At 60.5% G+C, this 25,513-nt stretch carries 25 protein-coding genes and 1 tRNA gene; 11 read left to right on the top strand and 15 right to left on the bottom strand.

What is annotated here, in order from left to right; all coding sequences use genetic code 11:
• Positions 1-29: 29 nt before the first annotated feature.
• From OEG82_RS08495 to OEG82_RS08480, 4 genes are read right to left on the bottom strand one after another with little or no spacing between them, the layout of a single operon-like run.
• Positions 30-464 (bottom strand): lysozyme inhibitor LprI family protein, encoded by a 435-nt coding sequence (locus OEG82_RS08495; protein WP_267612000.1) that lies wholly within the window; start codon positions 462-464, stop codon positions 30-32.
• Positions 461-790 (bottom strand): hypothetical protein, encoded by a 330-nt coding sequence (locus tag OEG82_RS08490; protein ID WP_267611999.1) that lies wholly within the window; start codon positions 788-790, stop codon positions 461-463. The genes OEG82_RS08495 and OEG82_RS08490 overlap by 4 nt, the downstream gene beginning before the upstream one ends.
• A 12-nt stretch (positions 791-802) precedes the next feature.
• Positions 803-1,618 (bottom strand): cyclase family protein, encoded by an 816-nt coding sequence (locus OEG82_RS08485; RefSeq protein ID WP_267611998.1) that lies wholly within the window; start codon positions 1,616-1,618, stop codon positions 803-805.
• A gap of 37 nt (positions 1,619-1,655) precedes the next feature.
• Positions 1,656-1,961 (bottom strand): urease subunit beta, encoded by a 306-nt coding sequence (locus OEG82_RS08480; protein WP_267611997.1) that lies wholly within the window; start codon positions 1,959-1,961, stop codon positions 1,656-1,658.
• A 226-nt stretch (positions 1,962-2,187) separates the two neighbouring features.
• Here OEG82_RS08480 and OEG82_RS08475 point away from each other — a divergent pair, with 226 nt between their 5' ends.
• A complete protein-coding gene (locus OEG82_RS08475) occupies positions 2,188-2,709 on the top strand; it encodes a hypothetical protein (RefSeq protein WP_267611996.1) in 522 nt (173 codons plus the stop codon).
• A gap of 90 nt (positions 2,710-2,799) precedes the next feature.
• Here the strand turns inward: OEG82_RS08475 and OEG82_RS08470 are convergent, their stop codons facing one another.
• The gene (locus tag OEG82_RS08470; protein WP_267611994.1) at positions 2,800-3,102 is read right to left on the bottom strand and encodes an urease subunit gamma; all 303 of its coding nucleotides are present in this window, start codon (positions 3,100-3,102) and stop codon (positions 2,800-2,802) included.
• A 10-nt stretch (positions 3,103-3,112) separates the two neighbouring features.
• Positions 3,113-3,988, bottom strand: coding sequence for an urease accessory protein UreD (locus tag OEG82_RS08465; protein ID WP_267611993.1), 876 nt, complete (start codon positions 3,986-3,988; stop codon positions 3,113-3,115).
• Between the two features lie 296 nt (positions 3,989-4,284).
• Here OEG82_RS08465 and OEG82_RS08460 point away from each other — a divergent pair, with 296 nt between their 5' ends.
• Positions 4,285-4,434 carry a hypothetical protein gene (locus OEG82_RS08460; RefSeq protein WP_267611992.1) on the top strand — a complete coding sequence of 50 codons (150 nt, stop codon included), beginning with the start codon at positions 4,285-4,287 and terminating at the stop codon, positions 4,432-4,434.
• A gap of 43 nt (positions 4,435-4,477) precedes the next feature.
• Complete coding sequence (locus tag OEG82_RS08455) at positions 4,478-4,747, top strand: glycine zipper domain-containing protein (RefSeq protein WP_267611991.1); 270 nt, start codon at positions 4,478-4,480, stop codon at positions 4,745-4,747.
• An 80-nt stretch (positions 4,748-4,827) separates the two neighbouring features.
• On the opposite strand, the gene OEG82_RS08450 is transcribed toward OEG82_RS08455, so the two are convergent.
• A complete protein-coding gene (locus tag OEG82_RS08450) occupies positions 4,828-5,943 on the bottom strand; it encodes a hypothetical protein (protein ID WP_267611990.1) in 1,116 nt (371 codons plus the stop codon).
• A 172-nt stretch (positions 5,944-6,115) separates the two neighbouring features.
• On the opposite strand from OEG82_RS08450, the gene OEG82_RS08445 reads away from it, so the two are divergent.
• The 4 genes from OEG82_RS08445 to OEG82_RS08430 all read left to right on the top strand — a co-directional run bounded on the left by OEG82_RS08445 (position 6,116) and on the right by OEG82_RS08430 (position 11,530).
• Complete coding sequence (locus OEG82_RS08445; protein WP_267611989.1) at positions 6,116-7,306, top strand: BaiN/RdsA family NAD(P)/FAD-dependent oxidoreductase; 1,191 nt, start codon at positions 6,116-6,118, stop codon at positions 7,304-7,306.
• 32 nt (positions 7,307-7,338) lie between these two features.
• Positions 7,339-8,229, top strand: a complete 891-nt coding sequence (locus OEG82_RS08440) for an NAD-dependent epimerase/dehydratase family protein (RefSeq protein ID WP_267614897.1) — start codon at positions 7,339-7,341, stop codon at positions 8,227-8,229.
• A gap of 263 nt (positions 8,230-8,492) precedes the next feature.
• A complete protein-coding gene (locus OEG82_RS08435; protein WP_267611988.1) occupies positions 8,493-11,159 on the top strand; it encodes a bifunctional diguanylate cyclase/phosphodiesterase in 2,667 nt (888 codons plus the stop codon).
• A gap of 294 nt (positions 11,160-11,453) precedes the next feature.
• Positions 11,454-11,530, top strand: a tRNA-Arg gene (locus OEG82_RS08430).
• 525 nt (positions 11,531-12,055) lie between these two features.
• Here the strand turns inward: OEG82_RS08430 and OEG82_RS08425 are convergent.
• The 7 genes from OEG82_RS08425 to OEG82_RS08395 all read right to left on the bottom strand — a co-directional run bounded on the left by OEG82_RS08425 (position 12,056) and on the right by OEG82_RS08395 (position 17,831).
• Positions 12,056-12,796 (bottom strand): SH3 domain-containing protein, encoded by a 741-nt coding sequence (locus OEG82_RS08425; protein ID WP_267611987.1) that lies wholly within the window; start codon positions 12,794-12,796, stop codon positions 12,056-12,058.
• A gap of 205 nt (positions 12,797-13,001) precedes the next feature.
• The gene (locus tag OEG82_RS08420; RefSeq protein ID WP_267611985.1) at positions 13,002-13,205 is read right to left on the bottom strand and encodes a hypothetical protein; all 204 of its coding nucleotides are present in this window, start codon (positions 13,203-13,205) and stop codon (positions 13,002-13,004) included.
• 21 nt (positions 13,206-13,226) lie between these two features.
• Positions 13,227-13,901: a hypothetical protein gene (locus OEG82_RS08415; RefSeq protein ID WP_267611984.1), complete on the bottom strand. Its 675-nt coding sequence runs from the start codon at positions 13,899-13,901 to the stop codon at positions 13,227-13,229.
• Between the two features lie 36 nt (positions 13,902-13,937).
• A complete protein-coding gene (locus tag OEG82_RS08410; protein WP_267611983.1) occupies positions 13,938-14,453 on the bottom strand; it encodes a hypothetical protein in 516 nt (171 codons plus the stop codon).
• Between the two features lie 106 nt (positions 14,454-14,559).
• Entirely contained in the window at positions 14,560-16,068 is a 1,509-nt protein-coding gene (locus OEG82_RS08405; RefSeq protein ID WP_267611982.1) for a hypothetical protein, read from the bottom strand.
• Positions 16,069-16,172: 104 nt separating this feature from the next.
• On the bottom strand, positions 16,173-17,285 hold the full coding sequence (locus OEG82_RS08400; protein ID WP_267611981.1) for a CsgG/HfaB family protein: 1,113 nt from the start codon (positions 17,283-17,285) through the stop codon (positions 16,173-16,175).
• Positions 17,286-17,333: 48 nt separating this feature from the next.
• Positions 17,334-17,831: a curli assembly protein CsgF gene (locus tag OEG82_RS08395; protein ID WP_267611979.1), complete on the bottom strand. Its 498-nt coding sequence runs from the start codon at positions 17,829-17,831 to the stop codon at positions 17,334-17,336.
• Positions 17,832-18,437: 606 nt separating this feature from the next.
• On the opposite strand from OEG82_RS08395, the gene OEG82_RS08390 reads away from it, so the two are divergent.
• The 4 genes from OEG82_RS08390 (at position 18,438) to OEG82_RS08375 (ending at position 24,196) form a co-directional block, all read left to right on the top strand.
• The gene (locus OEG82_RS08390; RefSeq protein ID WP_267611978.1) at positions 18,438-19,865 is read left to right on the top strand and encodes a hypothetical protein; all 1,428 of its coding nucleotides are present in this window, start codon (positions 18,438-18,440) and stop codon (positions 19,863-19,865) included.
• Between the two features lie 93 nt (positions 19,866-19,958).
• The gene (locus tag OEG82_RS08385) at positions 19,959-21,185 is read left to right on the top strand and encodes a hypothetical protein (protein WP_267611977.1); all 1,227 of its coding nucleotides are present in this window, start codon (positions 19,959-19,961) and stop codon (positions 21,183-21,185) included.
• Between the two features lie 91 nt (positions 21,186-21,276).
• Positions 21,277-22,386: a hypothetical protein gene (locus OEG82_RS08380; protein WP_267611976.1), complete on the top strand. Its 1,110-nt coding sequence runs from the start codon at positions 21,277-21,279 to the stop codon at positions 22,384-22,386.
• A 94-nt stretch (positions 22,387-22,480) separates the two neighbouring features.
• On the top strand, positions 22,481-24,196 hold the full coding sequence (locus tag OEG82_RS08375; RefSeq protein WP_267611975.1) for a beta strand repeat-containing protein: 1,716 nt from the start codon (positions 22,481-22,483) through the stop codon (positions 24,194-24,196).
• Between the two features lie 120 nt (positions 24,197-24,316).
• Here the strand turns inward: OEG82_RS08375 and OEG82_RS08370 are convergent, their stop codons facing one another.
• Positions 24,317-25,474, bottom strand: a complete 1,158-nt coding sequence (locus tag OEG82_RS08370) for an iron-containing alcohol dehydrogenase (RefSeq protein WP_267611974.1) — start codon at positions 25,472-25,474, stop codon at positions 24,317-24,319.
• Positions 25,475-25,513: the final 39 nt, after the last annotated feature.

Here is a 25,513-nt window from a genome sequence, read left to right as displayed (position 1 = left end):
AACCAGCTCGGCAAGCAAATGCCGGGCCATCACCTTGTTTCGAGTGCATAAGAAAGCACCTCAATGCGTTCGCGCGTCAGGCGGGCAAGGCACAGGCTGCCGACCATCGGCTGGGCAGTGCCGCCAAAGACGTCATAGGCCTCATATTCGCATTGCGCATCTCGGAACTTGAGCCAGGCATGCTGGGCTGTGCGCAAGGCTTCCAGCGTCGTCGGCACGCCGCGGTCGCGGGCAAGGTCGGCCACATATTCGTCATTCGACCTGGCGGCGGCGACAATTTCCGGCCACAGCCTGTTGAGCTCCGCATCGGCCTTTTCATAGTCGACACCGGCGCAATAGGTCATTTCCATCTGCGTCTGTGGATCGATGCAATCGGGCAGCTCGTCGGCAAGTCCCGATGAAGCCATCAGGGCTGCACAGCATCCGGCCATGAGGGTTGTCTTGATCATGGTGAGCTGCCTCATGTCTTCTTCCTGCCGCGCGGCATCGCGTTGCCAGCCAGCCGCTTGCGGTTGGCGCGTGCGGTTTTCGTCAATGGCTTGACGGCGGCGGTCAGGACCTGGTCTGGCCGCCCGCCCGCTGCCGCCTTTCGCGCCGCTGCCACAGCGGCCTTGGCGAATGCCGGCGGTTTTTCCGCCAGCATCTTGCTGTTTTCGGATTTCGACACCGGCCAGACCCCGCCCATGCCCAGCATTCGCATGCCGATCACGGCCTGGGCCTCGAAGGCCAGCATCCCGAGCCCTGCGCAGGCTTGCCAGATTTCGACGGGATTAGCGGGTTTGCGGGCCATGAGGGCTTTCTCCTAGACCATTGCCATGATGCGCGCCGGACCGCCGGTGCCATCGCGATGCTTCGGCGCGCCGACAAACAGCGTTGCGCCGGTGGCCGGAAGCGCGTCAAGATTGGCCAGGTTCTCGATGCCGAAACGGCCGCTCGGGAGCCAGGACGTGTGCACGGCGAAATCCGCCGAATTGCCCGGATCAAGCGACAATGTGTCGACACCGATGGAGGCCACGCCCATTTCCATCAGGCTGTCGGTCGCAGCCTTTGAAAAACCGGGGAAGGTGAAATTGCCGTCGGCATCATTGCGGTAACCGGCCTCGCCGATCTTGTCCTGCCAGCCGGAATTCATGGCAACGCACGCCCCTTCGGGGATCTCGCCATTGGCGCTGACAAAGGCCTCGATGTCCTCGGGCTCGACCATGGCATTGGGGTCTTCCGCCGCCTTGGCCTTGATATCGATGATGCAGAGCGGACAGATCAGGTTCTGCGGATCGAGTTCCGCCACGGAGGTGCCGTCCTTGGAAAAATGCAGCGGCGCGTCGATATGGGTGCCGGAATGCTCGAAAATCGTCAGTTCCCAGATCTGGTAGCCGGACTGATCGAAATTGACGTTCTCGGTATAGAGGATGCCCGGCTTGCCATCAAAGGTCGGAAAATCACCGTCGAAAGTGTGGGTCAGATCGACAACCTTTCCCGTTGCCGTGGCAAGCGCCGGCCTGGCTGACACCGCGCCTGCGGCCGTTGCGGCGATGCCGGCAGCGGCGGACTTGCGGAAGAAATCGCGTCGCGACAACATTGAGGATTTGACATTGTTGATCACACATACATGGCACATATGGGTTCTCCTTCCCCGATTTCGGCGCGGCAAAGCCTCACAGCTTCCCCATCACCTTCTGCTGAAATCCGTAGACCTCGCGTCCGCCCGACAGCGGCACCAGCGTCACGTCGCGCTCCTGGCCTGGCTCGAAGCGGACTGCGGTGCCCGCCGCGATATCGAGCCGCAGGCCGCGGGTTCTGTCGCGGTCAAACCGCAGCGCCTCGTTGATCTCGAAAAAATGATAATGACTGCCGACCTGCACCGGACGGTCGCCGGTATTGGCCACCTTCAGCGTGATCGTTGCAGCGCCCGCGTTGAGTTCGACGTCGCCACTCTGGGTCAAGACTTCACCTGGTATCATGACTGGATCCTATGCAGTTCGTTTGAGCGTGCGGAACGGGTTTCCGCCTTGAGCGCGGCGCGCGCCGGCAGGGTGCGGCGGGCCGTCGGGTCATGTCACTTTCACGCCATGAAAACTTCACGAAATGGCCTTCGAACCCGACGCAACCATACGCCCGCGGCATCGTTTCTTTCTTGTCGCCCGAGACGAAACGGGCGGCGAGTGAAACTGCAAAAGGAGTTAACCCATGAAACGCATGACGAAGATTCTGACCGCAGCTCTTATGACCTCGAGCTTCGCCGCAGCCCCTGCCCTCGCCGGTTCGGTTGGCGCGGACGCCGGAGCCAGCATCGGGATGAAGAACGGTACCAGCACTGCGACCACCAGCGGTTCGGCAGGCACGTCGGTCACCGACCCCGCGCTGGGAGTGAATGCTGCTGCAGAGACGACGTCGCGTGACGGCGCGGACGCCAGCAAGGCTGAAATTCTCGCGGCCATCGGCGACAACACCAACGCTGCCTCCGATATCAGCGCCGTGACCGATGCGAGCGATGTGAACATTGTCGAGCTTGGCTCGGCCGCGGAGGTGTCTGCTGAAGACATCGACCAGGCGGTGAGCCAGAACGAGGATGCCGTCTCCAAGCTTCGCACCTCGCTTCAGGCCAATTCCGGCGTCTGGAACAAGCTTGAATCGGAAGGCGTCGAGCTTTCCAGCGTCGTTGCCGCCAAGACCGATGCGGAGGGTTCGGTAACCGTCTATGTGCGGTAATCCAAAAAACCACTGAGCAAGGCGCGGGTTTCGGCCCGCGCCTTTTTCATGCGCCTTGTCCGCCGCTGTCGCGCGCATCGGGCCCATTATTCACCTTATCGGTTCATGGACGGTGACCAGCTTGGTGCCGTCCGGGAAAGTGGCTTCCACCTGTATATCATGGATCATCTCGGCAATGCCCTCCATCACCTGGTCGCGGGTGATGACATGGGCGCCGGCCTCCATCAGCTCGGCCACGGCACGGCCGTCACGTGCGCCTTCGACCACGAAATCGGTGATCAGCGCGACGGCTTCCGGATGATTGAGCTTGACGCCACGCTCGAGCCGCTTGCGGGCAACCACGGCGGCCATGGAGACGAGCAGCTTGTCTTTTTCCCTGGGTGTCAGGTTCATGGCATCTCTTTCATATCGACCAGACTTTCGGCATGCCGCCAAGCGGGTTGAGCCGGCGGATCAAGGGTACAAGAACTTTGCGCAATTCATAGCTGTCCTTGGCAACAATCCGAGCAAGAAGCTTGCCAGTTTCCATGCCTGCCGAAGCAGGCAGGCGCACCGACACGTAGCTGGCCCCGCCCGACTGGCCGACCAGATTGCGCACATCCGCCAACGAAGCCTCCGCATCGGGGGCTATCAGCAACAGGGTCGCCATAGCCAGCCCGCCATCGGCCACGGCCGCCTTGCCCAGGGCGCCGGCGATGTCCGGACCAAGGCGCAAATGTTCCGCGTGCAGCAGATCACCGTCAAGGCGGATGCGCCAGCGGTCGACAAACAGGCCTTGTGTCACCGCCTCCTGCATCGCCAACCGGCCAAAGACCACCGGCTCGAGCATCAGAAGCCGCGAACCCGCAGCCATGTCCACCTCGATGCTGCGTGACAGGCGGGCGCGGTCAAACAGGATGGTTTCCTGCGGCAGCCAAGCCATCGAACTTCCCGGTTCGAGCTTCAACCGCACGGCAATCTGCGCCTCGCTGCAGCCTTGCGCCTTGTAGGTCTTTTCGCAGGCCTGGGTGGCGAGCGTCATCGACGCGCCCTCTCCGGCTGTAAACGACCAATCCATGCGATCCCCGCCGGTCAGGCCGCCGGCGGTGTTGATCAGCACCGCCTCGAGCGGGGACCCCGGCGGCACCCGCGGAACCCTGATGCGGGCAGAGCCTTCCTGGAACAGCCGGTCGATCCGGCTCTGGCCGGAAGAGAGCTTGACGGAAAGACGCCCAGCACCTTGCGTGCGCTGCAGGGCCACGTTCGATTGCGCCGTCGGAAGGGGAAACAAGGAAGTCATCTGCGCTCTTCGGGTTGCAGCAACAATCATCGGAAAAGCCGCGCGCCGGTGCAAGCGGTTTCGGATCATCTCCGGTTGATTTGAGGTCCGGCCCGGCATTCTGTTCAAACCGAAGGCAGTCTGCCCAATGATTGAGCAGGAATCCGCAACCCGAGCCATCGGCGCGGAATGGCCGTTCAGCTTCCATTCAGGTGGCAGAGTGCACACCCTTGACGGTGCCCACGCAAGCAATGCCGCCCGCGTTATTTTCACAATCTCATGCGAGGGATGAAACCAAATTCGCGGGCGGGCGTTGAATGGCTGAACACGAAGACAATGGACCGGAAGGACTGACCATGTTGATTTCAACGCTTGCACTTGCGATGAGCATCGCCATGATGGTGTCAGCCATCGTTATTCTGTACAATGAAACCTTGGCTCGGAAGCAGCCTCGCTCGTTCGAGTGAAAACTGCCTCTGTTTTTGTAGCCGCACCCAAATGGAGCCTTCGATGACCAGACTCATTCTTTCCGCTTTTGCAGCGGTCTCGCTTCTCGCCGCAGCGGGTTGCTCAACAACCGAACAGCGTGCCGGCACCGGCGCAGTTGTCGGCGCAGGCACAGGCGCACTGGTCGCAGCGGCTACAGGCAGCAGCGGACGCGGTGTTGCAACCGGCGCCCTGATCGGCGGCGCCGCAGGCGCACTGATCGGTGCAGCCACAACGCCAGGCATGTGCCGCTACCGTGACCGCAACGGCAACATCTACGAAGCACGCTGCTGATCCGAAAACAGCATTGATATTCGCCCCTGGCCCCGACATCGGTCCGAGCCAGGGGCGAACCTGCTTCCAGACGCCACGACTCAGGCCTGGCCGGTTTCCCTGTTTCCTTCGAGAAAATCGGCGTCGTAGTTGAGCGCGCGGGTCGCGCCACCGTCGAAATGCAGCGTCAGAGTGCCATTGCCTGCCGTTAGATCTGTAAGCCTGCCCTCTCCGTGCGACATGCTGCACGCACCGACGACCTGCCGGATCCCTGTTTTCCCGTGCTTCTCGAGCTGAAACGCCGTGGCGATGCCTGCACGGCTGAATTGATTGTCTGCGCAGGAATCGGCATGGCCCAGCGGTGACGCCCGTGCATCCTCAATGCCAATCACCCCGGTATGCCTGCCCGACCAGGGCGCGTAATCCCGCCCACCATTGCTCATCCACACCATGGTGACCGGCAAGGTGGCCGGGGCCTTGAGAATCAGTATCCGGTCCTGCTCGGCCTTGCGGCTGACAGTGCTCCACCCCAGGGCGGCCCCGGGCGTCTCGACAATGGTGAGAAAATCCTCATGCTGATCGCCCGGCGGATAATGCGTCAGATCTGCGGTGCCGCCGGCGGCCAGCGGAAAGGCGGTCAGGTCAGTCGTTTCGGCGGGATAGGCCAGCAGCGAGCGGCCGCGATCCGGATCGGTCTCCAGAGCCGCGGTCGGAGTCAGCGCGCGCGCCTTGGGCGAGAAAGACAGCTCGCCGCCGTCCTGCATATGCACCATGACATGGTGGGCCGCGGAAACCGCACCCTCCCCGCCGCTGAGAACATGTTCCTGGTAGATGAACGGGTGACCCGCCACGAGCGTGATCCGCTTTTCCACCGCAGCACCCATCACCAGACGGCGGAGCCGGAAAACCACGGTTGTCCGGTCATGTCCGGCAACTGTGTCGACATGGTCCCAGGCGCTGTTGGCGGGCCAGCCATGCGATGGCGCTTCCTCGATGTCGTTGCGGCCAAATGGTGCGCAGAAGAAATCGCCGGACAGGCGCTCAACATTCGGCGCCGTGCCGTCCGGAAAGACTACCGCTGGGTCATCCACCCAGGGAGCGCGATGCAGCGGCGTCAAGACACGGTCGCCGTCACGGATGTTCAAAGCGGCGATGTGACCGACGCTGGCATCGATGCTCAGCGTCACGGGGTCGAGATCGAAGACGTGTGGGGTCATGGTCAATTCCAGCGGAAACACAGGCAGCACTCCTACAGAGGATGGTGCGGCGATGGCAACAGCTTCGCCGGAGTTGATATGCGGGGTTTGTTGCGCGCCTCCGGTCTGTTATTGCGTCCGGTCTCAAACGAGGCTTCGGCATGATCCGTCGCCCTCCTGATCCGGAGCCCGCATGACCGCTGCGACAACAACCGATGTGATGATCCTGGGCGCCGGCGCCGCGGGCATGATGTGCGCCATCGAGGCCGCACGCCGGGGCAAGAGCGTCACGGTGATCGATCACGCCCGCGCGCCGGGCGAAAAGATCCGGATCTCCGGCGGTGGACGCTGCAATTTCACCAATATCCACTGCACCCCGGCCAATTTTCTGTCGTCCAACCGGCATTTTGCCATCTCCGCGCTCAAATCCTACACCCAGCATGATTTTATCGACCGGGTGAAAGCCCGCGGCATTGCCTTCCACGAGAAAGCGCTCGGACAATTGTTTTGCGACGGCTCGGCCCGCGAGATCATCGCGATGCTGACCGACGACATGCGCGAGGCCGGGGTGCGGCTGGAACTTGCGACGGAGATCCTTGAGGTGAGCCCGCGGGATGGAGGGTTTGCGACCCGCACCAGCGCCGGGGTCTTCCACTCCGCCTCCCTGGTCGTCGCCACCGGCGGAAAATCCATTCCAAAAATGGGCGCCACCGGACTGGGCTATGACATCGCCCGGCAGTTCGGCCACCGGATCACCGACACCCGCGCCGGTCTGGTGCCGTTCACCTGGGCCTCCAACATGCATGACAGCTGGGGCGCTCTGTCCGGCGTCTCGCTTGATGTCCGCGCAGCATGCAACGGCGCGAGTTTTGACGAAGCCATGCTGTTTACTCATCGCGGACTGTCCGGCCCGGCAATGTTGCAAGTCTCATCCTATTGGCGCGAGGGCGACGCCGTTGCGACGGATCTCGCGCCCGGCATCGATCTCGCTGCCCATCTCAAGGCCGAACGCAGCGCCCGTCCCAAAACATCGGTCTGGACCGCAATCGCCGACATCCTGCCCAAAAGGCTGGCGCAGCAATTCGGCACCGAAGCCGGATCGGCGCCGTCGAAACTGGCGGACTTGAGCAATGCGGCAATTGAAGAGATAGTGGCGGGCCTGAGAGATTTTCGCATTGTTCCCGGCGGGACCGAAGGCTACAGAACCGCCGAAGTGACGCTGGGGGGCGTCGACACGGCCCGGATCAACCAGAAGACCATGGAAAGCCAGCTGGTTCCCGGCCTGCATTTCATTGGCGAAGTGGTGGATGTCACCGGCCACCTCGGCGGTCACAATTTTCAATGGGCCTGGTCTTCCGGCGCTGCGGCAGGACGCAGCTTCTGAGCTTTGGCTCAACCCAATCCAAAAAAGAGGAGATAGCAATGCGCGTATTGTTCACCGGCGGATCCGGCAAGGCCGGACGGCATGTCATTCCCTATCTGGTCGGCCAGGGCCATCACGTGGTCAATGTCGACCTGACACCGCTCGACCATCCCGGCGTCGACAACCTGACCGCCGACATCACCGATTCCGGTCAGATGTTCAATGTCATGTCGAGCTATGCCAATTTCGACGAGCTCGAGCCCGGAACCGGCGTTCCGAAATTCGATGCGGTGGTGCATTTCGCCGCCGTGCCGCGGATTCTGATCCGGCCGGACAACGAGACCTTCCGGATCAACACGATCGGCACCTATAATGTGATCGAAGCGGCAGTGAAGCTCGGCATCAACAAGATCATCATCGCCTCGTCCGAAACAACCTACGGAGTGTGTTTTGCCGACGGCGAGGTCAGCCCCGCCTCGCTGCCGGTGGAAGAGGACATGGATGTCAATCCGATGGATTCCTACGGCATGTCCAAGGTCATCAACGAGCAGACCGCGCGCAGCTTCCAGCGCCGCTCGGGTGCAGACATCTACGCGCTCAGGATCGGCAATGTGATGGAGCCCGATGAATATGACCGGTTCCCAGGCTTCTTCGCCAACCCGGAAGTGCGCCGCCGCAACATCTTCTGCTATATCGACGCGCGCGATCTGGGCCAGATCGTTGACCGGTGCCTGACGACCGACGGGCTGGGCTACCAGATCTTCAATGCCGGCAACGACACCAATTCTGTCGACATGCCGACGGCCGAGATTGCCGAACGGTTCTTCCCGGGCGTTCCCTTCAGCCGCGAGATGGGCGAGCATGAAGCGCTGTATTCGAACAAGAAAATACGCGACATGCTGGGCTTTGCCGAGGAACATGACTGGCGCAAATACGTGAAATGACGCCGGCCTGTGTCAGGCGCGGCGTTGGAGCCGCGCCTGAAGTCACGGGTCGTTAAAGGCATGTGCCGGACCCGTTCTCCTGCAGTCGATTGCTCTTGCCCGGCAGGCGCCCCCCCGAAATTTGAAGGGTATTTTCGCATTGCCGGTCACATCTTACCCGCTAGATCGAGTATCGTGATTTAGCCAATTCTTATGCATTTTCCTGCCACTGTGTCTGCCAATCGGGACAGCACACGACCAACAGCGGTCCTGGCGGAGACAAAATGCTGATGAAGTTCATCACCTGCCTTCGGCAAGCCCACCTCCTGGTGCGCCCGAGCGTTCTTGCCGCGGGCATTGCGCTGACCGTCACCCTCGCCACGGGGATCTTCGCCGATTACCAGAACCGCCTTGTCTACACCCAGAGCCTGCGCACCGACGTCAGCGAACAGCTCAGCCTGATCCGGGCAAAGCTCGAAGGCAATATCGGCAACAATATCCAGCTGGTGCGCGGCCTGGTCGCTGCCATCGCGACCCATCCCGACATCGATCAGGACCATTTCGGCGCGATCGCTGCAGGACTGGTCGGCACGGATTCACAATTGCGAAGCATTGCCGCGGCGCCGGATCTGGTGATCAACCTGGTCTATCCGCTCGAGGGCAACGAAAAAGTCATCGGTCTCGATTTGCGCACCAATCCGGCACAGCGCGACGCTGCCTTGCGGGCCGCAACCTCCGAGAAGCTGGTGCTGGCCGGCCCGGTTGATCTGGTTCAGGGCGGCCAGGGCTTTATCGGCCGCTTTCCGGTGTTTCTCACTGAAGATGACGGCTCCAAAACCCTGTGGGGTCTGGTTTCCGCTGTTGTCGATGTCGAGCGCCTTTATGCAGCCAGCGGGTTGCTTGCGACCGATCTGCCGATCGAGATCTCGATTGCCGGCAAGGACTCCACCGGCGGCGATGGCCCGGTGTTCTTCGGCGATCCTGAAATTTACGGCCAGAATCCGGTCCTGTCGGAAGTTACCCTGCCATCCGGCAGCTGGCAAATCGCGGCCATTCCGGCTGGCGGCTGGTCCAGCACGCCCGACAACACCTGGCAGTTTCGCGCGCTGATCCTGCTTGCCGGACTGCTTGTCGTGGTGCCGATTTCCATCGCCGGGCATCTGTACGACCAGCGACGGGGCAATATTCGCGAGCTCAAGCTCAACCAGATCAAGATGGCCAGGCTGTCGCACCGGCTCAACCTTGCGCTGGACGCGTCGAATATCGGCGTATGGGAGTTCAATCTGTCCGCCTCGGAACTGACCTGGGACGAGCGGATGAAGGAGCTTTACGGCGTCATCGACGATTCGGTCTTCATGAAATCGAGCTACTGGACCCAGGCAATGCACCCGGAGGACCGGAAACGCGCCGTGGCCGAGTTCCGCGCGGCGGTCGCCACCGGCGGAACTTACAGTTCCGAATTCCGCATCATCACCCCGGACGGCACCACCCGCTGGATCCGCTCGACCGGCGCCTTGCACCAGGACCTGGACGGCCAGACCTATATTGTCGGGGTCAACTGGGACGTGTCCGCCGATGTGCAGCTCAAGACGCGGCTGATGGCAGCCAAGCAGGATGCCGATTTGCGCAACTGCGAGCTCGAGGACGCCCGGGCGCAGATGGAATGCAATTCGCTGCATGACAGTCTCACCGGCCTGCCCAACCGACGCTTCATCGACGAGCGGCTTCTCAACCGGCGCGACGGACCGACCGTGACCGCGCTGCTGCATATCGATCTCGACCGCTTCAAGCAGATCAATGACACATTGGGCCATGCGGCGGGCGATGCTATGCTGATCCATGCCGCATCGGTGCTCAGAGCCAACACCCGCGATAGCGACATCATCGCCCGGATCGGTGGCGACGAATTCGTCATCGCCATGACCTGCGAGACAAGTGACGCGCAATTGTCGTCTTTGGCCAACCGCATCATCGTGCAGATGCGGCAACCGGTGCCCTATGAGAACCACGAATGCCGCTTCGGCGTCAGCATCGGCATCGCTTCGGTCGATCACGACGATGATCCCTGCGGCAAGCGCCTGCTGATCGATGCCGACATCGCGCTTTACCGGGCCAAGAACAATGGCCGCAACCGTTTCGAATTCTTCACCACGGCGCTGAAAGCCGAGATCATACGCACCAAGCGGGTCGCCGACGACATTCTGTCCGGCCTCGAGCGCAAGGAATTCCTGCCGTTCTTCCAGCCGCAATTCGACGCCAGGACCCTGGATATCGTCGGCGTCGAGGCGCTGGCGCGGTGGGAGCACCCCACGGAAGGCCTGCTCGCGCCCGATGCTTTCCTCAAGACTGCGGGCGAGCTGAACGTGGTGCCGCTGATCGACCGTTCGATCCTCGAGCAGACGCTGTGGCAGTCGACCCGGTGGAAGGCCGCCGGTCTGTCGATCCCGAAAATGTCGGTCAATGTGTCGGCGGGCCGGCTTTTCGAAGCCGACCTGATCGACAGTCTCGACGGCATCGACATCGAAAAGGGATCGCTCTCGTTCGAGCTTCTCGAATCGATCTTTCTGGATGAACAGAACGACATCATCGTCGCCAATATCGAGCGCCTCAAGGCGATGGGCATCGACATCGAGATCGACGATTTCGGCACCGGCTTCGCATCGATCATCAGCCTCATACAGGTGCGGCCGACCCGTCTGAAGATCGACCGTCAGCTGATCTTCCCGATCGTCGGCTCGGAGAGCCAGCGGCGGTTGGTTGCCTCCATCATCGAGATCGGCCAGTCGCTCGGCATCAAGGTGGTGGCGGAAGGTGTCGAGACCATGGAACATGCCGCTATTCTGCGCGATCTGGGCTGCAACACGCTGCAGGGCTATGCCCTGGCCCGGCCGATGGCCTCTGACCAGTTGATGGAATTTGTCCGCGCCGAAAACTGGCGTCAGGTGGCGTAAACACCCGGGTCAGCCTATCCTCTGCTTCGCGAGCGACCGTTCCAGTGACACCTCCCGGTGACGGATCCGGGCTGGTATCGGCCACGACCGGTCTTGCCGCTCCACCTGTCACCCTCGCCGAGCGCCCGCCGCGGCGCGCGGCTTTGGCCTTTGCCTTAGAAAGAGCCGCGGACTGCATGATTATTGCATTGATGCGCCGCCCGGGATGGGCTAAGAGACCGTTCTCAGCTGCTTCGCGGCGGTGACGTCAGCCGGATTTCCGGATCGACCGCCCGCCCGCCAGGCGCCACGGATGCACCCGTAGCTCAGCTGGATAGAGTGCTGCCCTCCGAAGGCAGAGGTCACAGGTTCGAATCCTGTCGGGTGCGCCATTTTCCTACATTCAATGCAGGCTTTCCGGATGACAGCGGTCAGAGCCTTATCTGAATATTCATCATCTACCGGCGCTGGGAGGAGATCACCGCCAAAACCATGACAGCGACAAGGCAAAGAAAGATACCGGCCAACACCCATGGATGTTGCCGACCGTATGCCAGGGTGGCAAGCGCCGACACCGTCAAGATGATTGCTTTCCAGGTCATGCCGGATGTTTAGCTGCGCGTGAGAATTTCGCAAGTTCCACTGACATCGTGCCGTTGCTGGCACCAGGAAGCTGCACAAGGCCAAACGCCGGATCATTTATCGAGCAAATTCATTGACTTAAAAATGACGGATGCCGCAGGCGCCAGGCTGGAATTTCCATCCGTATCCGGGGCACATCGTTCGGGTTGTCACCCGCAACGGACTTTTGATCGTGTCGCCGGCCAGGCTGAGACGGGCGAGGTTCGAAGGCGATAGGACCGTGACGACTGCACATCTGCAACCCCCGGCCAGACCGGGGATTGCGATCTCTGCAGCTAGCCGTCCTTGCTGCAGCTGTTGCGGAAGGTGATGACAGGCCACTTGTCCTGGCGCAAAGCCGTCTTGGAAAGCCAGCCGGTCTTGTCGCCAAACTGCGCACTGCACCAGACGCCGTCCGAAGCTGAAAGGCACTGGTTGATCTTGACGCAGGTGTCCTTCGAGACCACGCCGATCGACTGGGCATTGCGGCGCGGCTGGCTTCGAATGTTCAGATTGACGATCACCTTGACCTCAGGCGCCGCATCCGTCGCAAGCGCAGGCTTGCCGAGGTCGGCCTTGGAGGTGCACTGGTTGGAAAAGCCGTCGAAGAAACATCCATAGGTTCTCAACGCCGCGGAAATCTGGGCATTGTTCCCGTCGCCCTGGGCTCTTTCGAAGATCAATCCGATGTTGCTGGACAGCGTCTCGCCGGTCACGCGCAACTGGTTTCCACCGAGCTTGGCAAATGGCGTCCCGTCGCCGGCAAACAGTCCGAGCTGGTTTTCGAGGATGCCCCAGGTCGCCACAGATGCCAGTGCGGCGTCGCAATTCTTGACGGCGGCCACATAGCGGTCGCCGCTGGCTTCCGTTTCAAGGCTGATCTGGCAGGGCTGATCACCATTGCGGAAATCGGGATCGAAGACGTACCACTCGCCTGAAAAGGCCTTGACGAATTCTTCGCTTGATTGGGCGAACGCTGATCCGGTCAGGACCACCAGAAGGCCGACCATCGCGGCCAGTGAAGCATGCTGTTTCATTCCATTCCCTTTGTAATGTACGAACTTGATACCAATCACTCGCCTTGCTGTCCGATGGTGACGATCGCCGATCCCACCGCAAGCTTATCCTTGACTATATCCAGCGTTATCGTGATCACCGAGTCCGGGCTGGCGGAAAGACTGGTCTGCGCAATTGTGAAGACCTCTCCGACAGCCAGTGTCACCTCCCGGCCTTGCCGGCTCTTCACGGAGCCCGACGGGCCCTTTTTTCGATCGCAAGTGTGGAGGATACGGTCGCATCGCTCAGCCCGACCAGCCGGCCGACAATGTTGTAGCCGTTCTCCTGCGGCGTCACATCGATCTGGGGGGTCGCGAATTGACCTGGTTCAGCCACGGCGACGGACGCCATTGCGGCAAGCAAGCCGAAGGCCGAAACTAATCTGAACATCCCCCGCCCCCTCCGGCACTCCTAGAATGTGGATTGCGTGATGGTTACCGAGGCGCCATTCGAAATGACCTGAACGCCGGGAGCAGTGCCGGGAACGGTAACGCCATCATAGCTGGTGGCATAAGACAGGCCATCTCCCGTCTGCTCGAAGCTCACGGTCGTTCCTGCGCCGGTCACGGTCAGTCCGGATACATTGCCATTGCCCACCTGGGTGATTTCCCCGGACGCGCCGTTGCCGACGACATTCAGATCAGCCTGATTGCTGAGGCCCTCCTGGACGATGGCTCCCTGAGCAGCCAGACCATTCACGGTCAGGCTCGCCGTATTTCCATCGCCGTTCTGGGAAAGGGTTGCCGTTGACCCCGGCCCGACGTTGATGATGCCATTATTGCCCGCGCTGGCGCCGGAGTTGTCCTGGATAAACTCCACGTAACCGCCCTCGCCGGTAATCTCGATTTCGAGTTCGTTGCCGCTGCCACGCTGAATGGCCGGGTCGCCGGCCCCCAGCGGGCCTGAAATCAGGCTGCCGGTCGCGGCCGACTGATCAACGGTGAGAGTGTTGCCGGTGAGTGCGCCGGAAGGGCTCTCCTGAAGAAGGAACAACTGATTGTCGTTGCCACTTTGCGCCGCGGGAACCGCCAGGGCGGACAGCAATACAGACAATGTGCCAACAAGCACGTAGGACCGGTTCTTCATATCAACACCGTCTTCACGTTAAGATTGAATTTACCTTTACCATGACTTCTGGAAAACAGCTATGGAATTCCCGTTTCCGGTTTGCGAAAAAGCGAAAGAATTGCCGGTTCCGAGCTGAACCGACGCGACCTGGTTGCCCGAGCCGGTAATCGTTCCGGACAAGGTGTTGCCCGAGCCCCGCTGAATCGCCGCAAACAGGTTGCTTGATCCGAGGATCTGCAGATCGATCAGGTTCTCGTGGCCTTCCTGGATGATCGTCCCGGGTTGCAGGCCGACGCTCTCCATCGACTGCAGAGGCTGATTCCAGTCCTGGCCAAACCCGCCATTGGCGTTTCCGACAATCTCGAGATTGATCTGGTTCAGGCCGCCATTCGAATCGTGGATCTGCTCGATCGAGAGCATGTTGTCATCACCGGTGACCAACAGTTCCAGCTCGTTGCCGGTAGCGGGGGTCTGGATCTGATCGATCTGGTTGGCGGATGATGGCAACACACTTGCAGCAAGCAGAGCGGCCACGCCCAGCGACAAACCAATATATTTTCTGTGCACCATGGAGTGTCTCCCTGTAATGGAGGAGACACTAGAAGTCCGGGGCTAATATTTGGTTACGATCAGCGCTAAGATGCGCTCCATAGGCCCGGTTTGCCCGGTTTTGCGCTCACTGCTGAATGATCACGGCCACGTTGCCGGAGCCCTGCTGCCCAGCCAGGGCAACGTTGTAATCGCCCACCTGGGAGATCCCGGCTGCGTTGTGGCTGCCGGTCGTGGTGATCATGGCAATATTGTAATCGCCCCTTTGCCGGACAGTCGAGAAATTGCCGTCGCCGCGAATGATCATCGAGGCCGCATTCTGCAGTCCTTCCTGCAGCACAACCCCGGGCCTGTAGCTGCCGAAGGCCGAAACCGTGCCGCCAAGGCCTGCAAGCAGGGTTTCGGAACCGAACTTGTTGTTGTCGTCTCCGACCACCGACAATGAAGCGGTGTTGAGCGACCCCTTCTGGTAGACATCAAGCCGGTTGCGCTCGCCCTCCACGAAGGCTGCGGTCACATTGGCGCCACCCTCGACCTCGACGACAAGGCTGTTGTCGTCTCCGATCTGCATCGAAGCGACCTCGTTGGCATCGCCATCGATGACCACGTCGACGACATTTCCGTCGCCGATCTGGCTGTAGCCATACTGGTTGGAATCGCCGCGTGTCACGGTGAAGCCGATGTCATTGTCGTCACCGATCTGGATGATCGAGCCCTGCTCGGCCCCGATGGCGCCTGCCATGACGCCGAAATAGCCGACACCGCCGAAGCCGTCGCCGCCATTGTCGTCGCCGGCGATCATCACCTCGATGACATTGCCCGATATCGCGATGCCATCATTGTTCTGGAACACACTGAGCACTTCGTTGCGGAAACCGGCCTGGGTGATACTGGCGGCATTGAGCGCACCGGACTGGCTGACATCGCCGACCGTGTTGGCGTCGCCATTGCCCTGTTCGACCGACAGGAAATTGCCGTCGCCGATTTGCGACACATAATCGATGGCCTGTTCGGCGTCGCTCTGCAGCGCCGTGACCGAACTCGCGGTGCCGCTCTGCAGGATGCGCTTGATGACATTGCCCCGGGCAAACCCGCCGCCGCTCTGGGTAATGGTGATGGTGTTGGGCGACGTGTCTGCCGCCACGCTTGTCTGCAGGATCGAGCCGATCTGGTGGCCGGCGGCGCCAGCGCGGAACCCGGAGCCGGACTGTTCGATCGACAACTGGTTGATGCCGGAGGTCGCCTGGCTGGGCGACGCCTGATAGATCGTCGAAATCGAATTCGAGCCCGAATCGAGGCCGTTTTCCTGGTTGATGGTGGCGGTGTTGCCCCGCCCGTTCTGGCTGAAGCCGGCCGGATCGGCAGCCAGCGCACCTGCGGTCACACCGATCGCGTTGCTCCAGCCATACTGGTCAATCGTGATGGTGTTGCTCACGCCATCCTGGCGCAGCAGGAAATCATCTGCATCCGTACCAACCAGGTTGCCTGAGCCTTCCTGATTGATACTGATGGTGTTGGATGTCCCGGTCTGGCCGATCCAGACCTCGTTGCTCACATTTTGCGCGCTGGCGACGGACGACAAGGCCAGTACGGCCATGGCCGTGAGGCTGGTAGAATTGAACAGGTAGTGCATCATGCTTACCTCCAGTATTCCGAATATTGCCGGACCGGGCGACTAATTCGCCCGGCATCTCGGCAAGTCTTACTCCGGCCGCCCGAAGGCGCGCGGGCTGCGCGTGATCATCCTACGGTTTCATCACTCGCGGGAGCCGGCGGCAATTCCGGAGGCAGTAGGTTCTGCGGCGCTTGCGCGCCAGGCTTTGCGCTTTGCGCGGTCGGCTTGGCAGCAGCCGGCCGCACCACGCGCGCGGGCTGCGCCCTGACCGGTGAGGATCGTCTGGGCGTGGTCTCAACCACTGCGGCTGCGTGCTTGGTCTCGGGGCGCGGCGTGTCCAATGCCGCAACAGGAACCTCGCCGTCATATTTCTCGGAGAGATAGGCATCGACAAAGCGCGCGCCGGCCTCCTTGTCGGCAAAGGACCAGATGCCGAGATCCGCACCTTCCGCAATCAGTCCGACAATCGCCTTTTCCACGGCCTGCTGGACCGCGATCTGGTCCGGCTCGTTGCGGGTCACGCCTGCTTCACCTTCAAGAATGCTGTCGAGGGTGATGTAGCGGAAGACGCCGGCCTGAAGCGAATAGGAGGCGATGATCTTGTGAACCGTGACGCTCGCCAGCACCTCGCCGGTGTTGGTCGACACTGCGCGCAGCGTCACCGTGACGGTGTCCTGCTTCCACTTGGCGTCGGCGCCGATGCCGAGATAGCGGGCACCCAGGCCACCCGTCTGGGTGTTGGTGTCATAGCCGATGATGCCGCCCTGCAGGACAATGCCCGCATGGCGCAACGGCGCCAGCGCGTTCGGATCGATGCTCTGCTCGTTGCGATAGACCTTGCGCATTTCGGTGACGATCTGCCGCTCTTTCAGCAGGTCATTCAGGCTTGCCCGGTCGAGCACTGTAAACCAGCGCCGCTCCCCGGCGTCCTGAAGCGCCTTGATCAGCATGGCAGCGCCACCCTGGGTCACGGCCTTGGACAGCGACTGGACGTTTTCACGCTCCTTGAACTGGCCGGTCAGGTCGGGGAAATCATAGACCGCAACGGAGATCCGCTTGGTCGGCGCCGGAAGAGCGCGCAAAACATTGTTCTGTTTGGTGACCGGCGTGAAGGAGGCCTCGACCATCCCCTCGTCCGGCGTCGAAACGCAGGCGCTCAACCCGGCCGCTGCCAGCAAGACGGCAGCAACCCTGGCGCCACGTAGCACTGTTATCCGTGCCTCACGAAATCTGTTCATCCAAATGCCCCCTGCGCACCCGGGCGGACCCCGGCGCGCGTAAATTCTCTAGTTGTTCGATGTCAGCAGCTGCGGAACGACAATCTGCGTCACCGTGCCGTCAAGCGTGTTGGTAATGGTCAGGGCGATGGAATCGAGCGTGCGTTCGAACGCAACGGTCGTATCGCCAAACGTGATGAGGCCGCCGTCCTGCGGATCGGTGCCGAAGATCGCCTCGGTGACCTGGGCGGCAAGCGCGGACAGCAGCCGTCCCTGAAGCTGGCGCACGAACAGGTCGGCGTCGGATGTCTCGGTATCCGTGACCGTGCCCGCGCTGCCAAGACCGTCATCCGCGTCACTCGCCGTCGCTTCGCGTTGCGCATTGGCAAGGCTCAGCAGATGCGAGGAATTGAGCGGGCTGCCACCGAAGGACGGGTTGATCGGGGTATAGACCAGATCACCTGCCGCCGTGGTTCCGCTTGCGGCGACCATCAAGGCGACAACAATGGCGGACAGCCCTGCCCGAGCCGGGAGCCTGCCGTCTTTTCCTGAAAACCCTAAATACATGATAATCGCCTCCACTCCGAAAATTGCAAGATCAATGGCGCCTGCGGCCATCAACGCAACCTTAATCTGCAGCACATGCCACTATCGGTCGCAACGATGCAAGAGAGCACGCCACTCATCCGCATCGCAATTGCCTACCCCTGCAGCTTATTTGCAACAGGGGCCGGCGTCTACCAAAATGGGACGCTATTTTGATTACTTTAACCGATGGTTAATTGACAATAACTGTTCTGTTTATGGTCAGTTATGTTGCAATTTCCCATTCTGGTACACCTGATCAGGCCAAGCAACCCCAAAGCATGCGTCATTTTAATACAGACGACTCCCACCGGACTCTACTGGCGCCCTGTTCCTGCACGAATCGTCGTTGCGGCAAGTGTTAACATTTGGTAAACAATTGCAATCCGGGGTGGAAAGTTTGGTTTTTCAAAGAGCTTCCGTTCCGGTCCTGCGGATCATTGGTGCCGGCCGTTCAAGCCGCGCCAGACCTCGCGCAACCGTCCTGCGATAACAAGAAAACGCAGCCTGGATTGAACGATGTGCCTTGGTCTTGAGACTTGAAAGAATGCTCAGCCGGAGACTGGCGGGCGATTTGGGAGACTGGCAATGAAACGGAATCACATCAAGCTTGCAGCAGCGACTGCCATCAGCCTTGTCATGGGCGCTTCGGCCTATGCGGATGATAGCAACAAAGCCTATATCGACCAGGGCGGTGATACCAACACCGCATTGATTGACCAGGCTGGAGGTACGGGAAACCGGGCTGGACGATCTGCCCAGCGCGTGACGCAGGACGGTGACGACAACACCCTTACCATCATCCAGAGTGGCACAGGTGGCAACAAGTTCGGAACAACCAGCAACGACAATTCCGGCAGTGTTATTCAGACCGGATCGCGCAACGTTCTGGACGCTGAACAGAACGGTGACCGGAACCAGGCAGCAACTGTCCTTCAGACTGCTCCTGGCGGTTTGAGCGGTCCCTCCAACGTGGCGACCATCAGGCAGTTGGGCAATTTTGGAGGCATCGGGACCGTAACCCAGAGCAGCGCAGTTTCATCAACCTCGGTCATGAACACCGCAACGCTGACGCAAAAAGGCGGCAACAGCATCAAGATCGGCACCGTCGATCAGGAATTTACCGGGGTAAGCGGCGACACCGGGAACGACATTACAATTTTCCAGAACGGCCCTACGAACAATGTAGGCATCGCCAGACAACTCGGCCATGACAATACTGTCGATATTTCTCAGTCTGGCGGTCGAACCAACAAGGTAGCGCTTGCCGACCAGATCGGCCACGGCAACACATCAAGCCTGTATTTCACCGGCAACTATAACGGCAACAGCGACCTTGCACTTGGCACCTTTGCCGCAATGTCCGGCGCGGCTTCCTCCACCAGCTATCAGAACGGCATCGACAACACGATCAGCCTGACGGCGATCGGCGACTCCAACCTGTTTGGCTTCAATCAGAGCGGTGATTTCAACTCTGCGGTCGGCACTGTCAATGGAAACTCAAACCAGTTGGCAATCGCTCACCTCGGAAGCTCGAACGTCACCAATTTCGAGCAGTCAGGCGACGGTAACGACGCAGGCTTCTACGTTGACGGCGACAACAACCATCTTGATATCCGCCAGAACCAGTCGGGGGCTTCGGGCAACAACATGGGTGTGAGCATTGTTGGTGACGACAACAATGCAACTGGTGGAAAGTCTCCCGGATTTTCCGGCGACGCTGAGTTCGCCCGCGATGTCGTTCGGACTGCAGGCCTCGGTGCCAGTGATTTTGCCCGTGGCGATCTGTGGCAGGAAGGCAGCAACAACACTCTGCGCGGAGCTGCACTTGGCTCACCGCTCACAGTGGAAGGCGATGGCAACTCCTTCGCCACCTATCAGAACGGCAATGACAACACGATCGTTGGCGCCATCGATGGCGGATCCAACCAGGCGGTCGTCGCCCAGATCGGCAACGGCAACCTGGCTGACATGAGCCAGACCGGTAACGGCAACAACCTCGGCATCAGCCAGTAAAAAACCCGTCGGCCGGGCGAAAACCGCCCGGCCGACGCAACTGGGAAAATCGAAGACCGCGGAGCGTTTCCGCAGATACCTTGGGAGGGGATTATGAAACTGAAGATCGTACTTTCAACCGCGACTGCACTCGGACTCATTGCCGGACTCACGGCCGCCTATGCCGGCAACTCGACCGCAGTCAACCAGAATGGCACGGACAACAGCGCGATGGTCCTGCAGGATGGAGACTTGAACAGGGCCGGGACCAGCGCCTACGGTGTCGGTCAGTACGATATCTATCAGAACGGCAACGACAATACGCTGTCGATCACCCAGCGCGGCAATGGCAACGGCATCGGCACCAACAACAGCCTGTACTACAATGTGGGCTTTGCCACGCCAACTGACCGCCGGCCGGCCTCTACCAGCTTTCGCACACAGCTGGGCGGCAACCCCTACGGACATGGTGTTGACCAGTACGGCAGCTTCAACGCGCTGACCGTGACCCAGGTGGAAGGGTCGTCCTACAGCGACGGCAACGCCATCGGCACCGTGCAGCAGAATGCGGCACTCTCCGCCACGGTCACCACCAACGCGCTGACCATCACACAGGACAATGGCGATGGCGGCGCGCTTGCGCCTGTCGCCTATCCCGGCCCGCAGACCTATAATTATGTCGGCCAGGTCTGGCAGGACAACACCGGCGCCGGCACCAGCCTGTCGGAAACCAACACCGCCGTCATCGCCCAGCACACCCTCGGCGCAAACGGATATGACCACGGCAACCGGGTTGATTTCCTCACCCAGGTCGGCACCGGCAACAACACCAACATCCTGCAACTGGGCCTTGATCACGTGATCAACGAAACCGAGCAGGATGGCGCAAACAACGCGGCCGATTTCGACCAGACCGGCACCAACAACTGGATCGGCACGGCGCATCAGTTCGGCAGCTTCAATTATGCCAAGGTCGAGCAGAACGGCAGCGGCAACGAGCTGGTCTCACTCAGCCAGGACAACGGCGCCGGTTCGATCGGCAACAGCGCGACGCTGATCTTCAACGGCAATGACAATGGCACCGGCAGCTTCACGGGGGATGCCCTGGCGGTTGGCCTCACCGAGGCAACCGTCGTGCAGCTGGGTGACGACAACATGCTGACCTACACCGTCACCGGCGACACCAATGTGTTCGCCTTCAGCCAGATCGGCAACACCAACGTCATCGATGGCACCGTGACCGGCAATGGCAACCAGGTCGCCATCGCCCAGCTCGGCAATGGCAACACCACCAACTTCACCCAGACCGGCAATTTCAACGTTCTGGGCGTCAATCAGTAACAGATGCGAAGCCGGGCGGGAAACCGTCCGGCTCATTCAAATTGGCGCGGAAAAGCTCAAAGAGCGCCGTGCAAAAAAAGGGAGAAAGAACATGAAACTCAATACGATTCTGCTTTCCGCAGCGGCCATGAGCTTGCTTATGGCCAGCAATGCGCTTGCCGACAGCAACAAGGCCTATATTGATCAGGATGGATCAAACAACTCGGCATTGATCCAACAAGGTGGCACCGGCAATCAAGCTGGTGACAGCACGGCGCAACGCACAATGATGCAGAGCGGCAACAACAACGAGATCGACATTTCCCAGACGGGCAACAATGCCGGTGTTGGTGTAGGCGGCAATTTTCTCCACAACAATCTCGGTGTCGATCAGTCCGGCGACCGCAACGTACTGACAATCGACCAGGAACAGAACGCGCAGGCTCGCACAATTCAGCAGACATCTACGGGCGCAGGCACGACGCCGCTGAATACGGTCAACCAGATTGTTATCGATCAGAATGTTGGCGGCCAGTTTCACAATGCTACAATTTCGAGAATAGAACAGACCTATACCGGTGATGGTCTTACCGACGCGGCAAACACGGTCGCGATCAATCAAGATTCGAACGGCTCCAGCTTGAGGGTTGGTGGTGCCGCGAACAACCAGTCGGGTGGAGTGTCGCAGACCGGCTACGCCAATAGCGTCGAGATCGATCAAACGGGCAAATGGTCGCTGATTGACGTCGTCACACAAAATGGCAACGGAAACACTGCGGATCTCGAGCAGAACGGCACCAGCAATGTGATCCGAACTGTCTCCCAGATCGGCGCCAACAATGGCGCGACCGTCACACAGACTGGAACAGGCAACCAGCTTGCCTCCCTCACCCAGGACAACAGCGGCTCGGGTTCTGTTGGCAACAGCGCGACGCTGAGCTTCAGCGGCAATGACAACGGCACCGGAAGCTTTTCCGGCGACGCGCTGAGCATCAGCCTGACAGAAGCCACCGCCAACCAGTTGGGCGACAACAATTCGCTGACCTACACGGTTACAGGCGACACCAACCTGTTTGCCTTCAACCAGGACGGCGACAACAACGTGATCGACGGCAGCGTGAACGGCAACCTGAACCAGGCAGCGATTGCCCAGATGGGCAATGGCAACAATGCCAATTTCAGCCAGACCGGCAATTCCAACAATCTCGGCGTGAGCCAGTAAGCAATACCAGAGCCGGGCAGAAAACTGTCCGGCTCGTTCGGTAGCAGTACGCGGCAGCTCAAAAGGGCGCCGCGAATGAACAGGGAGAATGAAAATGAAACTCAAAACAACACTTCTTTCAGCCACCGCGATGGCACTGCTTATCGGTGCAGCCTATGCGGCGGACAATAACAAGGCCTATCTTGACCAGACCGGTTCCGACAACACGGCTCTGATCGAACAGACGGGTGACAACAACCAGGCCGGCAAGAACGGACCCTGGACAGTTCTCATTCAGAATGGCACCTTCAACGATCTCGACATCAATCAAGCTGGCGACGGCAACAAGGCCGGCATCCGCAATGGCGGCATCGACCAGCATGGTCCGCGCAATACCCTTTCCATTTCCCAGCCGGGTAACTCCAACGAGGTGGTCACGATCGGCCAGTTCGGCAGGGGCTCAAGCGGATTCGTCTCCAACCAGGCATCGATCAGCCAGCGTTCCAATAACAACTTCGTCGGCAATGTGGCGCAGGACAACAACAGCGCGATGACCAGTGCCAACCTATTGAACCAGCTGTCAGTTATTCAGAGAGCAGGCGACGACAACACCATCACAGAGATCGACCAGGATGGCGGCGATAACCGGTTGGCCATCAGGCAGGTCGGTGGCAACAACGAGATCGGCAAGGCCCAGCAGGGCGCTTTCAACAACGTGTTCAACAGCACGCGCGGCCGCCTTTCCATTCACCAGACCGGCGACGACAATGTGGTCACCGAAGCAAAACAGGCAGGCGAGAGGAATACGGCCCACCTGACATTCACCGGCGACCGCAACGGCAATGGCGGCTTCACGCCGCTGAGCAACGGCTTTGCCGGTTCGGTCGCGGGCGGATTTTCCAGCAGCCTGATCCAGAGCGGCACCAACAACAGTGCAACCCTGAACATGACGGGCGACGACAACCAGTTCGGGATCAACCAGAACGGCATTGACAACTCGGTCGGCTCGCTCAGCTTCACCGGTGACGGCAATGAACTTGGCGTCGACCAGACCGGCAATGACAACATGCTGGGCCTGTCCGACATCTTCGGCGATGACAACGACATTGGCGTCAAGCAGGTTGGCGACAGCAACACCGCATCGGTCAACACCAATGCGAGCGGCTCGAGCAACTCCAATGCCGTGCACGTAGACCAGACATCGGCCGCCTTGAGCGCCGGCAATGACGCTTTTGTCTTGCTGAACGGCAACAGCAACGTCATCGACATCCTTCAGAACGGTCTGAACGAAGCCGATGTCAGCGCCAACGGCAACGGCAACTATGTCAATATCGATCAGCTCGGCACCAGCACGGCAAATGTCCACATCGGCACCGCCGGTCCCAACACGTCTTCCGACAATGACATCTTCGTCAAGCAGGACGGCGACAACCTTGCCAACGTCGAAACCCACGCCGGCAATACCAACTACCTGAACGTCGACCAGCAGGGCGGCTCTGCCGGCCAGAACCAGGTCAGCGTCTTCATGTGGTCCTCGTTCAGCAACCGCGGCGGCTTCTCCGGTGACGCCGGCGGTGTGGCCACAACGGCCGGACTGACCGCAGGCGACATCTTCCAGGATGGTTCGCTGAACACGGTTGAACTCGGTGTTGGCGACGTCAGCTACTCGCTCGACAACCAGTTTGCCTTCAACCAGAACGGAACGGGCAACATGATCGACGGTTCGATCAACGGCAACAACAACCAGGCTGTCATTGCCCAGCTCGGAAATGGCAACAACACCACGTTCACCCAGACCGGGAACGGCAACAATCTCGGCGTAAGCCAGTAATCAGACACGAAACCGGGCGGCAAGCCGCCCGGTTTCTTCCGCCAATGCGGCGGCCATATCTGGCCCGAGCCCCATCCGGTTCGGGCCTTTTTTGGTTTCAAACGGGCCGCGGGACCAAGCTCAATAGGCTGCGCGATAGATTGCCAGAGCATCGGATTCGCTCACAGGCCGCGGGTTGTTGACCAGAAGCCGGGTCTGGTTCATGGCGTCGGAGGCAAGGCGGGGCAGAAAATCCTCGGGGATGTTCATTGCGCGCAGGGACTGCTGCAGGCCACAGGCCGCCGACAGTTCGGCCAGCCGGTCGCAAAAGGCCGCCGCCCGGGCCTGGCCCTCGAATTTTGCCAGCTCGGGAAAGGCATAGGGCGCCAGGTCAGCATAGGGCTGCGGCGCTGTCGCCGCGTTGAACCGCAGCACATGCGGCAGCACCAGGGCATTGGACAGGCCATGGGGAATGTGAAAATGCCCGCCCAGCGGATAGGCCAGGGCATGCACTGCCGCCACCGGCGAATTGGCAAAGGCCTGCCCCGCCAGCATCGATCCGAGCAGCATGTCCGAGCGCGCCGTGATGTCATCGCCCTGGTGAACAGCCTTGAGCAGCGAACGCCCCATCAGCGACAGCGCCTGGGTGGCCAGCAGCCGCGACAGCGGATTGTTATTTGCGCTCGTGGAGGCATAGGCCTCGATGGCATGCACCATGGCGTCAATGCCGGTCGCCGCGGTGATGTGAGACGGCAGGCCGAGCGTCAGTTCCGGATCCAGCAGCGCCACATCGGGCAGGATGACCGGCGAAACTACGCCCATCTTCTCGTTGGTGCCGGTGGTAACGATGGAAATCGGCGTGACTTCCGACCCGGTGCCGGCGGTGGTCGGAACAAGGATCAGCGGCATGCGGGGGCCTTTCGCATTGCCGACGCCATAGATGGTCTTGAGTGTCTCCCGGCCCAGCGCCAGAACCGAAACCAGCTTGGCGACATCCAGCGACGATCCGCCGCCGAGACCGATAATGCCCTCGACCGAAGCCGTCTTCGCCTGTTCGACGGCGGCTAGGATGACCGCTTCGGGTGGATCTGCCTGCACGTCGGAGAACATCTCGACCTCGACACCGGCGGTTTCAAGCACCGTCAGGGCCCGTGAGACAATTTCCGTCCGCAACAGGCCCGGGTCGGTGACCAGCATCACCCGCTGGCCAATCCGGTCTCGGGCAAGCTCGCCCAGACTGGCCAGTTGCCCGGCACCGAACTGGATGCTTTTCGACGTGTTGAAGGTGAAAGGCGTCATCGTCGTCTCCCTGTTCCCGGCAATAGATGCTTTGCGGGC

It is taken from the genome of Hoeflea ulvae, from assembly GCF_026619435.1.
Lineage (GTDB): Bacteria > Pseudomonadota > Alphaproteobacteria > Rhizobiales > Rhizobiaceae > Hoeflea > Hoeflea ulvae.
Note: the sequence above shows the minus strand (reverse complement) of the source record. Positions and strands in the feature narration are given on the sequence as shown.